The sequence below is a fragment of the Moraxella caviae genome, from assembly GCF_002014985.1.
Classification (GTDB): domain Bacteria; phylum Pseudomonadota; class Gammaproteobacteria; order Pseudomonadales; family Moraxellaceae; genus Moraxella; species Moraxella caviae.
Window position 1 is genome coordinate 5,862 of record NZ_MUXU01000025.1, and the last position, 14,124, is coordinate 19,985.

Annotated in this window: 12 protein-coding genes; 6 read left to right on the forward strand and 6 right to left on the reverse strand. The window is 45.1% G+C overall.

Going from position 1 to position 14,124, the window contains the following annotated elements; all coding sequences use genetic code 11:
- Positions 1–123: 123 nt before the first annotated feature.
- The 4 genes from B0181_RS03665 to B0181_RS03680 are packed head-to-tail and all read left to right on the forward strand — an operon-like array spanning position 124 to position 5,452.
- Entirely contained in the window at positions 124–765 is a 642-nt protein-coding gene (locus B0181_RS03665) for a DNA methyltransferase (RefSeq protein WP_078276135.1), read from the forward strand.
- Positions 746–2,293, forward strand: a complete 1,548-nt coding sequence (locus B0181_RS03670; protein WP_207384372.1) for an Eco57I restriction-modification methylase domain-containing protein — start codon at positions 746–748, stop codon at positions 2,291–2,293. The genes B0181_RS03665 and B0181_RS03670 overlap by 20 nt, the downstream gene beginning before the upstream one ends.
- Position 2,294: 1 nt before the next feature.
- Complete coding sequence (locus B0181_RS03675) at positions 2,295–2,957, forward strand: hypothetical protein (protein ID WP_078276137.1); 663 nt, start codon at positions 2,295–2,297, stop codon at positions 2,955–2,957.
- Positions 2,954–5,452, forward strand: a complete 2,499-nt coding sequence (locus tag B0181_RS03680) for a GIY-YIG nuclease family protein (RefSeq protein ID WP_078276138.1) — start codon at positions 2,954–2,956, stop codon at positions 5,450–5,452. The genes B0181_RS03675 and B0181_RS03680 overlap by 4 nt, the downstream gene beginning before the upstream one ends.
- A gap of 463 nt (positions 5,453–5,915) precedes the next feature.
- Here the strand turns inward: B0181_RS03680 and scpC are convergent, their stop codons facing one another.
- From scpC to tsaA, 5 genes are all read right to left on the reverse strand, one after another.
- Positions 5,916–7,442 (reverse strand): succinyl-CoA:acetate CoA-transferase ScpC, encoded by a 1,527-nt coding sequence (scpC, locus tag B0181_RS03685; protein WP_078276139.1) that lies wholly within the window; start codon positions 7,440–7,442, stop codon positions 5,916–5,918.
- A gap of 203 nt (positions 7,443–7,645) precedes the next feature.
- Positions 7,646–8,446 carry a putative hydro-lyase gene (locus B0181_RS03690; protein ID WP_078276140.1) on the reverse strand — a complete coding sequence of 267 codons (801 nt, stop codon included), beginning with the start codon at positions 8,444–8,446 and terminating at the stop codon, positions 7,646–7,648.
- Positions 8,447–8,542: 96 nt separating this feature from the next.
- A protein-coding gene (gene prfB / locus B0181_RS03695; RefSeq protein WP_207384373.1) for a peptide chain release factor 2 occupies positions 8,543–9,638 on the reverse strand; the annotation gives its coding sequence in 2 pieces (ribosomal slippage) (positions 8,543–9,565 and positions 9,567–9,638; 1,095 coding nt in all).
- 181 nt (positions 9,639–9,819) lie between these two features.
- Entirely contained in the window at positions 9,820–10,656 is an 837-nt protein-coding gene (locus B0181_RS03700) for a WG repeat-containing protein (RefSeq protein ID WP_078276142.1), read from the reverse strand.
- Between the two features lie 69 nt (positions 10,657–10,725).
- The gene (tsaA, locus tag B0181_RS03705) at positions 10,726–11,508 is read right to left on the reverse strand and encodes a tRNA (N6-threonylcarbamoyladenosine(37)-N6)-methyltransferase TrmO (RefSeq protein ID WP_078276143.1); all 783 of its coding nucleotides are present in this window, start codon (positions 11,506–11,508) and stop codon (positions 10,726–10,728) included.
- Between the two features lie 172 nt (positions 11,509–11,680).
- Between tsaA and B0181_RS03710 the strand changes: the two genes are divergently transcribed.
- The gene (locus B0181_RS03710; RefSeq protein ID WP_078276144.1) at positions 11,681–12,454 is read left to right on the forward strand and encodes a ferredoxin--NADP reductase; all 774 of its coding nucleotides are present in this window, start codon (positions 11,681–11,683) and stop codon (positions 12,452–12,454) included.
- Between the two features lie 207 nt (positions 12,455–12,661).
- Here the strand turns inward: B0181_RS03710 and B0181_RS03715 are convergent, their stop codons facing one another.
- Positions 12,662–13,084, reverse strand: a complete 423-nt coding sequence (locus tag B0181_RS03715) for an HIT family protein (RefSeq protein ID WP_242620160.1) — start codon at positions 13,082–13,084, stop codon at positions 12,662–12,664.
- 297 nt (positions 13,085–13,381) lie between these two features.
- Here B0181_RS03715 and B0181_RS03720 point away from each other — a divergent pair, with 297 nt between their 5' ends.
- On the forward strand, positions 13,382–14,029 hold the full coding sequence (locus B0181_RS03720) for a hypothetical protein (RefSeq protein ID WP_078276146.1): 648 nt from the start codon (positions 13,382–13,384) through the stop codon (positions 14,027–14,029).
- Positions 14,030–14,124 lie beyond the last annotated feature (95 nt).

Here is a 14,124-nt window from a genome sequence, read left to right on the forward strand (position 1 = left end):
GCGTGCCTGCGTGCCTGCGTAGCATAGGCGCTTTTTTCAAATCCTGTCAAGCTCTACCACTCACCTTTTCCCCACCATCTCTCTCACCAATCACACACGGCTTAGCCAGCAAGGGGTGCGCCCATGCAGGTTAAATCTCGTGCGCGCGTCGCCGATCATGGCGAAGTTTACACCAATTTACGCGAAGTCAATGCCATGCTGGACTTGGTTGCCGATCAAGTTACAGACTTTGACAAAACCTTTCTTGAGCCAGCTTGCGGTACAGGCAATTTCCTAGCGGTCATCTTAGAGCGCCGCCTGCACGCACTGACCAAAAAGCACAAAAAGCTGCAATACGACTTTGAAAAATACGCCATCATCGCTGTAGGTACGATGTACGGCATTGAGCTTTTGCCTGACAATGTCGCTGAATGTCGTGAACGGCTACTGGGCATTTTTTCTGCACATTATAAAGCCACCTTCCCTAAGACTTATAAGCAAGCCTGCATTGACAGCATAGCTTATCTGCTTTCAAAAAATATCCTGTGCGGAGACGCACTCACTCTACAGACCCACGATGGCGCGCCGATTATCTTTAGCAAATGGCAGCTTATCGGCAGTCAAATCCAAAGAGACGATTACGTCTACCGCGACCTGCTGGACAAATCCAGCGAACGAGACCTACCGCTATTTTCCGACCTAGGCGAAGAAGCTCACATTCCTGACGCCATCGCCACCCACACTTACCCACATTTTTTGGAGCTGCATGATGACGGATCTGTCTAATCTCAACTACAACCCTGACGTACTCAGCTGTCTTGCCAATCTGTCAAACGATGAAGTATTCACGCCGCCTGACGTGGTGAATGCCATGCTAGACCGCCTACCCCAAGCGCTTTTTCGCAATAAAGACGCTAAGTTCTTAGACCCTGTGTGTAAGTCAGGCGTCTTTTTGCGTGAAATCGCCAAGCGCCTAAATGCTGGACTGGCAGAACAAATCCCAGACCTACAAGAACGGCTCAACCACATATTCAGCCAGCAGCTGTATGGCATTGCCATCACACAGCTGACCGCCCTGCTGTCCAGACGCAGCGTGTACTGCACCAAAAAAGCCGCCAGCGAATATTCCATCTGCACCGTGTTTGACAATGATGATGGCAATATCTTTTTTCCGCCCAGCGAACACACATGGCACAAGGGCAAATGTACAGAATGTGGCGCAAGCCAAGATGTCTACGACCGCAATAACGCCAGCATTAGCCGTGAGCATGAATTTGAGACTCATGCGTATGCGTTTATTCACCAATCTTTTTATAACATGGAAATCAGAAAAATGAAATTTGACGTAATTATTGGCAATCCGCCGTATCAGTTGAATACTGCTGGATTTGGTGCTCAAGCTACACCCCTTTATCATAAATTTATTGAGCAAGCCAAAAAACTCAATCCACATTATCTGATTATGATTACGCCAAGTCGTTGGTTTACTGGCGGCATGGGCTTGAATAGCTTTCGTGATGAAATGCTTAATGACAAAAGAATGAAAGAAATTCACGATTTTCCCAATTCATCAGATTGCTTTAATGGCGTGGAAATCAAAGGCGGCGTGAGTTATTTTCTTTGGGACAGAGAATATCAAGGTGAAAATGATTGCGGCATTTTTACCTATGAAAACGGTCAAGTAATTTCACAAATGCAGCGCCCATTAAAAGAAAAAGGACTGGATGTATTTATTCGCTACAATAAAGCTGTTTCCATTTTAAGAAAGGTGATTGCATTCAATGAACCAAAATTTTCAGATCTAATGAGTGCCCAAAGACCTTTTGGTTTGCCAACTAATTACAAAGGAAGTTCAAGCCCCTATAAGGATTGCGATGAAAATGTAATGTTGTATAAAAACGGCGGAACAGCCTATGCTAAACGTTCAGAAATTCCTATAAATACACAATGGATAAATGGACACAAAATTTTAACGCCAAAAGCTATCGGTTCTGGCGATGGCAAAACCGACCGAGTGAAACCAATTTATGCGGGAATGAATACAGCCTGCACCGAAACCTACATTGTAACAGGTTGTTTTGATAGCAAAGAAACTTGCGAAAATGTGATGTCTTATATTGGCACAAGATTTTTCCATTTTATGCTGACACTCAAAAAGAACACACAGGACGCTTTAAGAAGAGCTTATGAATTTATCCCGCAACAAGATTTTTCAAAACCTTGGACAGATAAAGAACTGTATGAAAAATACGGCTTATCCGATGATGAAATCGCTTATATTGAAACGATGGTTTTGCCAAATAAGGAGTTGTGAGATGTCAAGAGCTATTCCGCATTTTTTAAAAACAAGAAACCTTTATTTTCATACAAAAGGTGATTTTAGAACTCATCTAGATAATATTTACCAAAAAGCAAAATCACAAGGTAATCAAGCTATTACCAAAGATGACGAAGCAGATTTAAAAGATTTTATCCAAGATTATTGTGATAAATCTGAGCATTTGTTAGAAAAGTTTGACTTGGATAATTGTCATTTTATTGTAGCAATGTCAGAGTATGGCACAAAGTGTCTATTCATCGTGGATAATGACAGTCGGAAAAAAGAACAAATCTCCCTTAAGAATTTTGGCGCAGAACAAACGCCAGAGCAAAATTTCCGCTTATTTTGCACCGAGATTATTCGCGATATTAAATTGGAATATAGGAAAATTTTAGCTGAAGATAGTGATTTGCGATATGACGAAGTGGATTTGTGGCATGAAGAACCTAGTACGAAAGAATTGGTAGATGAATTTGTGCAAAAACATGAATTAAGCGATATTTTAGATAAGGTTATTTCTCCCAATGATCTAGGCAATAGTAAGCGATTCTTAATGCCTGATTATGAATATCTAAAACAAAAATTTTTGGATTTTTATCGAGAAAAAATGACAACCAATAAATTGCAAACCTTATTAAAAGAGAGAAAACCCCAATGAACACCCAACCTTCTGTCGATCTTACCAATACCCTACACCCACCACGCATTTATGCTTATATTGACAGCAGTTTTGCAGGGTGCTATAAAGTCGGCTACACCACCAAGACCGCCAAAGAGCGTGTCAAAGAGCAGTATCCCGTTGCCACGCCGCACCAGACTTGGGAAATTAAATTTAACGAGATTGCCATTCGTGATGACGGCACGACTTTTAGCGATCACGCCGTGCATAAAGCCCTAAGAAATGCAGGCATCAGGCAGGTGAATGGCGAGTGGTTTGAGTGCAGCCTAGATGACATCAAGGCGGCATTTTTAGCGGTCAAAACAGGCAAGACAAACGTACAAAAGCGCACGGCAGATTTCCCCATGCGCCCAGAGCAGGCGGCAGCAGTGGCTAAGACGCGTGCGTATTTTGAGAGCTTTCACCGTGATGCGTTTAATAAAGGCAAGACACCGCACTTTTTATGGAATGCCAAAATGCGCTTTGGTAAGACTTTTGCGTCCTACCAGCTGGCGCGTGCGATGGGCTGGCGTAAGATTTTGGTGCTGACCTTTAAGCCTGCCGTGCAGGACGCTTGGCAGGACGATTTAAAAACACACATCGATTTTACCGATTGGCAATTCGTCAGCAAAAACGGCGGCATCACCCCAGAGATGGCAGATATGTCAAAGCCGATTGTGTGTTTTGGTTCGTTCCAAGATTATCTGGGCAAAACCAAAGCTGGCGGCATTAAGTCAAAAAACGAATGGGTGCACGCCACGAATTGGGACTGCGTGATTTTTGATGAATATCACTATGGCGCATGGCGAGAAAATGCCAAAGATTTGTTTGATGGTGAAGTGGATAAGCATGAACGCGCCTTTGCCGAAAATGAATTTTTGACAAATTTTGATGAAGAGCTGCTGCCCATCACCACCAATCATTATTTGTATTTGTCTGGCACGCCATTTCGCGCGATTTCGTCAGGGGAATTTATCGAAGAGCAGATTTTCAACTGGACGTATTCAGACGAGCAGCAAGCCAAAACCAGCTGGGACGATGCCCAAGGTAAAAACCCTTATGCGTCCTTGCCAAAAATGGTGATGATGACGTATCAGCTTCCTGACTCTATCCGTGATGTGGCACGAAAAGGCGAGTTTAATGAATTTGATTTGAACGAGTTTTTCCGTGCCACAGGCGATGGCGAACACGCGCGCTTTACTCACGAAAACGAAGTGCAGCGTTGGCTGGAATTTATCCAAAACAAGCTGCCAGAGCTGACGGTAGACACCCTAAAAATGGGCGCAAAAAAACCGCCCATGCCGTTTAGTGATGCCGAGCTGAAGGGCAATCTTTTGCACACGTTTTGGTTTTTACCCACCGTGGCAAGCTGCCATGCGATGAATAATTTACTCACCCAAAGGCAAAATCAATTTTTCCATGAGTATAAAATCATCGTGGCGGCAGGCGCAGACGCTGGCATTGGCGTGGCAGCCCTACCGCCTGTCAAAGAGGCAATGAGCGATAATCCACTCACCACCAAGACCATCACCTTATCATGCGGCAAGCTGACTACAGGCGTGTCTGTTTCGCCTTGGACGGGGATTTTGATGCTGCGCAATTCATCAAGTCCTGAGACGTATTTTCAGGCGGCATTTCGTGTGCAGACGCCTTGGGTGCTGCGCAATCACGACCCAGCCGACCCAAATGCCGATGTCATTTTAAAGCAGCAGTGCTATGTGTTTGATTTTGCGCCTGACAGAGCTTTGCGCCAAATCGCCGAATACAGCTGCCGCCTAGACACCGTCAATAGTAACCCAGAACAAAAAGTGGCAGAGTTTATCAATTTCTTGCCTGTGCTGGCTTATAATGGCAGCAGCATGGTACAAGTAGACGCTGCTGGGATTTTGGACATCGCCATGAGTGGCACGACCGCCACGCTTTTGGCACGCCGCTGGGAAAGTGCGCTCTTAGTCAATGTGGATAACGACACACTAGAAAAGCTGATGAAGAACAAAGAAGCGATGGCGGCCTTGGAGAGCATTGAAGGGTTTAGAAGCCTAAATCAAGATATTGAGACGATTATCAATAAATCCGAAGCGGTCAAAAAAGCCAAGAAAGAAAAAGGCGATGACATGACGCCAAAAGAGAAAAAAGATCTCAGCGAACAAGAAAAAGAGTATCAATCCAAGCGCAAACAAATCCAAGAAAAGCTCATCAAATTTGCCACGCGCATACCTGTGTTTATGTATCTGACCGATCATCGTGAGCGTAGCTTGCGTGATGTGATTGAGCAGCTAGAGCCCCAATTATTCCGCAAGGTAACAGGGCTGAGCCAGAAAGATTTCGCCCTGCTGGCACGGCTCAATGTGTTTAATGAAGCCTTGATGAATGATGCGGTGTATAAATTTCGCCGCTATGAAGACAGCAGCTTAGAATACACAGGACTGGTCAAGAACAAAGAAGAAAAGTTGGGGCTTTGGAACGTGTCGATTGACCCCAGTCAAGTGAAATGATTGATTGTATCCAAACCATAGCCCTTCGGCAAGTTTGGAGTGAGCAGAAAATCATATCAAAAAACCGCAAATCCTTCGTGGTTTACAAAACCGTTCGTAGTGAACACAAAAAACCGATCGTGGTGAGCGCAAAAACCGTTCGTGGTGAGCTTGTCGAACCATGAGCGGTTTTTAAGTTTAAGCCTTACGCCACGTCCACCCTTCGACAAGCTCAGGGCGAGCGGACGGGTGTCAGTCGGGTTAATGAAGTGGTTCGTAAGTTGGGTTAGCGGCAGCGTAACCCAACATTCCATGAGATAAACTACACTTCAAACGTTGGGTTTTCGTTCCACTCAACCCAACTTACATATCGCCCCTTTGTCCAATTTACATATCGTTTCTTAACCCAACCCACACACCGCCCCAAAAACCAAAACCCCAAAAGCATACACTTTCAGGGTTTTGATTTGGCTGATTTGGCGTATTATTTGATGCGCATATCGCCAGTTTCCACAAAACGCTGGTGCCATGACAAGGCTTCAAGCAGAATGTGTGGCGTGTGGATACCGCCTGCTTTTTGGCTGGCAACAAGCGCGCGGTCGTAATAATCACGCAGCATATCACGATAATCAGGGTGTGAGCAGTTCTCGATGATGAGCTTGGCACGGTCTTTTGGTGCTTTACCACGCAAATCCGCCATGCCTTGCTCAGTTACGATGAACATCACGTCATGCTCGGTGTGGTCGTGATGGCTTACCATCGGTACGATTGCCGAGATTGCGCCGCCTTTTGCGGTAGATGGGCTGACGTAGAATGAGAAAAAGCCGTTACGCGTGAAGTCGCCAGAACCACCAATACCGTTCATCATGCGTGTACCCATGACGTGCGTTGAGTTTACGTTGCCGTAAATGTCCGCTTCAATCATTGAGTTCATGCCGATGACACCCAGACGGCGGATAATCTCTGGATTGTTGCTGATTTCCATCGGACGCAGGATAATCTTGTCTTTTAGGAATTCAATGTTTTCGTTGAAACGCTGCAACGCATCTGGGCTAAATGACAATGCGGTCGCTGACGCAGTTTTCATTTTCTTGGCAAGGATAAGATCCAGCATACCGTCTTGTAGCACTTCGGTATAGCCAGTCAAATCTTCAAACGGTGCATCAAGCAAGCCTGCCATCACCGCATTGGCAACGTTACCCACGCCTGATTGTAGTGGCAATAGGCTTTTTGGTAGGCGGCCAGCTTTCACTTCATGGTCAAGAAAATCAATCACTTGCGCTGCGATACGCTTAGACACATCGTCAGGCTCGGCAAATTTAGAGTTGCGGTCGCCGCCATTTGTCAGTACGATTGCCACGACTTTATTAGGGTCAAGCGCCAGTGCTGGCGTACCAATACGGTCAAACGCACCCACGATAGGAATCGGCTTGCGATGCGGTGGCAAGCCCACGTCCGCATAGATGTCGTGCATACCTTCTAGGCCTTCGGCAAGCGCTTCGTTAATCTCAATGATGACTTTATCAGCGTTTTTCACCGCTTCTGCGCCATGACCGATACCCATCGCAAACACAAGCTCGCCATTTTCAGTGATGGCGGTGGCTTCTACGATGGCGATGTCAAATTTACCATAAAAACCTTGGCGCATTTGCTGCTCAACGTGCGATAGGTGCATGTCTTGATAAGCGATGTTACCTGCGTTAATGCCGTTACGCAGCGTTGGGTCAGATTGGAATGGCGAGCGGAAATGTACAGCATTGGCTTCAGCAAGCACACCATCACACTCAGGGGCGGTAGACGCGCCTGTTACCATGCCGATGCTGAATTTTTCGCCTTGGGCGTGTAGGGCTTTGGCTTTATTGGCGATGGCGGTTGGTAGTGCTTTTGGGTAGCCTGCGCCTGTAAAGCCTGTGATGGCAAGGTTCATGCCATTTTTTACAAACTCAGCAGCAGCTTCAGCACTCATGACTTTTTCACGCAAACCTGCGTGGCGAATACGGTCGATTGACATAATCAATTCCTATATTATTGGTGAATTTCCAGTTTTCATTGCCATAATGGCTTTTAGCAAATCTAAAAATGCTGATGTGATTTTAGCACTAGACGCATGAAAAATAAAGTGCTTAGCAAAGGGTTTTTGCAAAGAATATCAAAACGCAAGCAAACTTTAAAAGCGCAGCTGCACCACAATAAATCTTAATCCGCCAAACACCCCTAAAACTTCAAATTAGCATTTTTTACGTCTGTAATCAGCATATGCCCCGGTGCGTGCGTGATACAAAAATCAGGCTTAGAATTCATCACGATGGACTGCGGTGTTACACCACACGCCCAAAATACAGGCGTTTCATGCTCATGAATGGTTACCATCTCGCCAAAATCAGGGCGCTGAATGTCTGTGATGCCGATGTATTCAGGGTTGCCGATATGTACAGGCGTGCCGTGTACGCGCGGCATGGCAGCGGTAATATTGACCGCAGTTACGATTTGCTCGGGCGGCAGCGGTCGCATACTCACCACCATGTTACCGCTAAATATGCCAGCAGGATTGCAGGCGATGTTGGTTTGATACATCGGCACATTGCGCCCTTCTTCAATATGGCGCACGCTCACGCCACTGTCCAAAAGCTCGCTTTCAAAAGAAAAGCTGCAACCAATCAAAAACGCCACCAAATCATCACGCCAATGCGCCTGCACATCGTCAAACTCGCCCACCAATTTCCCATGCTCATAAATGCGATATTTGGGCAAATCGCTCGCCACATTGCAGTCTTTGGCGATGCTTTGCAACCACGGAGAGCCAACATCACCAACTTCCAAAATCGGACAAGGCTTAGGATTTCTTTGGGCAAAGAGCAAAAAATCATAAGCGTATTTTTGGGGCAATACCACCATATTTGCCTGCGCATAGCCCAAACTCATGCCAGAAGTTTGACAATTTAAGCAGCCTTCACGGAATAATTGGCGCAAATCTTTTGGCGGCATCGTAGCATAATTGACGGCATTTTCTTGCATAATCTTTCCTTTTATTTATGTGTTTTGTGGCTAAATTCAAAATGACCTATCTAGGTACAAAAACACCGCCAATCTTAACGATCAGCGGTGCTAAAATCACAATCCCATCTTCAAACTTGCCACAATAAACTTATCCAAATCTCCATCTAGCACGGCTTGAGTGTTGGAGTTTTCAACGCCAGTGCGCAAATCCTTAATGCGTGAATCATCAAGCACATAAGAGCGAATTTGCGAGCCCCAGCCGATGTCAGATTTACTGTCTTCTAGGGCTTGCTGTTTTTCCATGCGTTTTTGCATTTCAAGCTCGTACAGCTTGGCACGCAGCATTTTCATCGCTGTGTCTTTGTTGGCGTGCTGACTGCGCTCATTTTGGCACGCCACCACCACACCCGTAGGCGCGTGGGTGATACGCACTGCAGAATCGGTGGTATTGACGTGCTGACCGCCTGCGCCGCTTGAGCGGTAAGTATCAATGCGCAAATCGGCAGGATTGATGTCAATTTCCACATTATCATCAATCTCAGGCGACACAAAAACAGCGGCAAATGACGTGTGGCGACCATTATTACTGTCAAATGGCGACTTACGCACAAGGCGGTGTACGCCAATCTCGGTGCGCAGCCAGCCAAAGGCATAATCGCCCTTAATCTCAACGGTTGCCGACTTAATCCCCGCCACGCCGCCTTCAGACACTTCCATCACCTGCGCCTTAAAGCCCTTGCTTTCTGCCCAGCGTAGATACATTCGTAGCAGCATTTGCGACCAATCTTGGGCTTCGGTGCCGCCAGAACCCGCCTGAATGTCCAGATAGCAGTTGTTTGCGTCCATCTCGCCACCAAACATACGCTTAAATTCCAAATCTTCCACTTTGGCTTTAGCGCTGTCAAGCTCGGCTTGCACATCGGTAAGCAGACTCTCGTCATCTTCTTCAACGGCAAGTTCTAGCATCGCCTCAGCATCTGCCAAACTTACGTCCAAGCCCTCAATCACACCGATGATACCATCTAGCACTGATTTTTCTTTAGAAATTTTGGTGGCAAGCTCAGGATTATTCCAGATTTCTGGGTTTTCCAGCTCCAAATTGACTTCTTCTAGACGTTCTTTTTTGCTATCAACGTCAAAGATACCTCCGAAGTTCATCGCCACGCGTGGCTAGGTCTTTGATTTGTTCTTGATAGATGGCAATTTCCATGATGATACCCTTACATTTACAAATTACGAAAACTTCCTATTATAGCAAATTTCTTTTTCTGATACATTTGCTTTATATTAAAATTAGCAATTTTTTATGAGTATAAACCCACTTTTAGATGGTCAATAAAAATCCCACTTATTTTAAGCAGGATTTTGCTAGGTTTAAGGTACGGTTATTTTTATTGAATTCGTCGCCCTTGTTTATCAATATAAAATTCTTGTCCGTTTTGTTCAACTCTTGCCAAACCTTCTGAAAAAGGCCAAGCATCATCATACCGCAATGGAATAACTACTTTTCCTGTTTTATCAATAAGACCATATTTGTCGTTTTGTTTAACTATTGCCAAACCTTCTGAAAAATACCCAGCATCATCATACCGCAATGGAATAACTACTTTTCCTGTTTTATCAATAAAACCATCTTTGTCGTTTTGTCCAACTCTTGCCAAACCTTCTGAAAAATCATCAGCATAATCATACCGCAATGGAATAACTACTTTTCCTGTTTTATCAATAAAACCATATTTGCCGTTTTGTTTAACTCTTGCCAAACCTTCTGAAAAAGGCCAAGCAAAATCATACCGGAATGGAATAACTACTTTTCCTGTTTTATTAATAAAACCATATTTGTCGTTTTGTCTAACTTGTGCCAAACCTTCTGAAAAAGGCCAAGCATCATCATACCGCAATGGAATAACTACTTTTCCTGTTTTATCAATAAAACCATATTTATCAATAAAACCATGTTTGTCGTTTTGTCCCACTAACGCCAAACCTTCTGACAAATCATGAGCATAATCATACTGCAATAGAATAATTACTTTACCTGTTTTATCAATAAAACCACGTTTGCCGTTTTGTTCTACCCTTGCCAAACCTTCTTCTAGGCAACCTACATACTCATACCCACTAACCTGCGGTTTTACACAGTCATCAGCCCATGCAGTCTGACCGACCAAAGCTAATCCTGCCACAGCGACCGCCATACCAAGTTTTTTGATGTTAAAAATTTTCATAAAATCTCCTTACCAATTATGTGAAAAGCATCGTTATTATATCTCAAAAAATGATGATGTAACGCCCTTTTATTTAACAACCCTAATATGCTCCACCACCATCTCCCCACATTTATTCATCATAAAATCCACGTCCACCGCCTTATATCGCATGGTAGAGACGATGTCGGTTTCGTGTTGGCGATAAGCAGGACGTGGGTCTTGGGCGATTAAATCAGCGATGATTTGTTGGGTGTTTTCATCAATGCCAAGCGTCTGGCAAGCGGTTTTTGCACGCTCATCAAAGCGCACCGATTTGACGGCAGGCGTGCTTATCTCACCGCTCACTGCCGCAGGTACGCTGTCAGCATAGGGCAAATACGGCTTAATATCAATGATGGGCGTACCGTCAATAAAATCTGCGCCTGTGATATTTAAAACCACTTTATTATCAATCACTTGCACGCCTTCAAGTGCTACCACCGACAAACCCAGCGCAGACGGACGATACATACTGCGCGTGGCAAAAACGCCCAATTTCTCGTTACCGCCTAAGCGTGGCGGACGCACTTGCGGACGAAAATTCGCCTGCGCTTTATTGTGATGAAATTGCCAAAATACCCACAAATGGCTGTAATTTTCAATGCCCACAAACGCATCTTTGGTGTCAAATGGCGGCACAAATTCAATGTGGCTTGGCAATGCCACAAGATTGGGCTGGCGCGGCGCACCAAATTTTTGCCCCAGTGGCGAGCGATGATAACCGATAATTGGCACGCTGATCTGCGTTTGCAAATTTTGCGGTGGGTTTGGTTCTTGCGTTTGGCTTAGCGAATTGTGGCTGGATTTTGAGCTAAAATCAGGATTGTTCATGGCGTTTTTGTGTTGTTTATGCTAAAATTTGCGGTCGTTATTCCAAAATTTTCCTAAAAGTTTTGGCGAAATGTCGTTATTATACCCAAAATTTGTTATTATACAATTTTAAGAACCATTATCATTACCGTGTTGCACGGCTTTTCTTATCATCGTTTTTAGTGGATTTGTCATGTCAAAATTCATCACCGAAACCGTAACTTACGTTCACCACTGGACGGACAGCCTTTTCACCATCAAAACCACACGAAGCGACAGCCTGCGCTTTCGCAACGGTGAATTTGCCATGATTGGTCTGATGGTGGACGGCAAACCTTTGGTGCGCGCCTACTCCATCGCCAGCCCAAACTATGCCGAAGAGCTGGAATTTTACTCCATCAAAGTGCAAGACGGCCCTTTGACTTCTCGCTTGCAGCACATTAAAGTTGGCGATGAACTACTGGTCAGCAAAAAACCGACAGGCACGCTGGTGCTGGACGACCTACTGCCCGGCAAGCACCTGTACATGCTGGCAACTGGTACAGGTCTTGCGCCATTTTTGGCATTGAGCCGCGACCCTGAAGTGTACGAGCGCTTTGATAAGGTGATTTTGGTGCATGGCGTGCGTCATGTGGAAGATTTGGCGTATCGTGAAATGTTTGAAAACGAGCTGCCAAACGATGAAATCTTTGGCGAATGGGTGCGCGAAAAATTCATCTACTACCCAACCGTTACTCGTGACGAATTTAAAAACACCGGCCGTGTAACCGACCTGCTAAAATCTGGCAAACTCTTTGAAGACATTGGCTTGCCGCCGATGAACAAAGACGATGACCGTGTGATGATTTGCGGCTCAATGGCGATGAATGCCGACACTTGTGCGATTTTGGACGAGTTTGGCTTGACGGTATCGCCACGCATGGGCGTACCTGCCGACTATGTGGTAGAGCGTGCGTTTGTGGGTTGATTTACCGCAAAATTCTGCCAAATGGATTGAGTTACTTTTTATCAATTTATCGGCAAATATACAAAACAAAACCGCTTATTCTTTTTAAGAGTAAGCGGTTTTTTGGTTTTGGCTTGAGTTTTAGTTGCGGTTGTAAAATCTTGGGCGGTTTTTGCAATTAAAATCGCAATTTTCAATCAATTTTCCACCGCAACTTACAAAGCACAATCACGCAATCGCTGCACGCAATTTTTGCGCCAGCTGTGCCAATTCGTCAGCGTCCGCCATGCCGTCAGCGTGTTTGCCAAGCTCGTGAATGTGCGTTGGGATTAGGTGCATATGGTAGTGAAACACGCTTTGCCCTGCATCTTGGTGGTTCAGCTGCATTTGCACCACGCCTTGCACACCCAGCACCGCACGCTGCGCCGCCATCACTTTTTGCGCCGTTTTAAACACCGCGCACGCATATTCGCACGGCAAATCGCTCAGCTCCACCGCTTCGCATTTTGGAATCACCAGCACATGACCGCTCGCTTGGGGCATCACGTCCATAAAAGCAAGCGTTTTTTCGTCCTCATAAACCTTATGGCTGCCAATCTCGCCACGCAAAATCTTGGCAAAAATGTTGTTATTGTCATAAGTCATCGTGATTTCCTTTTGGTTGATGATGAGTTTGAATAAAGGTTTGTTTTTAAATGAAAGTTAAACCGCCAATCATTTGAAATTTTAGCGCTTTACGGCTTAAAATTGGCTTAATTTTTGATATTTTAAGCATTTTCACACAATTTTTCTACACAATTTGCGCAAAAAATTTGGTATAGTAAAGCAAATTTATCAGCATGGTGATTTATGAGCTGTACAATTTATATCTATGTAATTTGTACCCACGACAAATTTCGCCAATGATAAATTCACACCCTTAAACCAAACACCACTCAAGACCATTTCATGACTGCCCGTACTTTTGTTTTACAAGATTTGCTTTGCGATGACAGCCTGCCTTGGCGTGTGCATAACGTCAAATTGGAAAAAATCATCTGCGAAAAAGATTTGCCGATGATGTTTTTGGCGCATTATGACCGCCTGCCAGACGACATCAAAGCGCAAAAACCGCTGGATTTGCCCATGCTTAAAATCATGAACGAAAAAGTCAGCGCAGCGCAAGCCTGTCAGATTTTGGGCTTACCACAAGGGGCGATTGCGCCTGCTTTGCACGTCAAAATCTCTGGCACGACCGTCATCGTCTGCGACAGCCTACCTTTGGCGCTGCATTTGCAATTCACCAACACCGCCAAAGACAGCCAAGCCTGCCACCAAGACGCACAAACCGCTCTAGAAAACGAAGCGCGCAGATTTTTATTCGCAGGCAACGTGCATGTGCTGCACAAAAACCCCAAAATTCGCCTGCACAGCACGGATTTATCCGAACACAGCTTCACCGTTGAGCCACAAGCTGGCTACACACGCCTGCCAAACAGCCATGCGCTCGCCACCACGCACACGCTAAACACCCTAAAAGACACCACGCCCAACGCCTTAAAATTCCTACAAGACGCCATCGTAGATAAGGTGATGGCGAGCTTTTTTGGGGAGTGAATGAATGATGTGAGAGTGTTGTTTTTAGGGTTTGTGGGTTGGGTTGGTAGTAATTTGTCGGTTGGATTGAGTATAAAAAACTAATAAATTCAAAT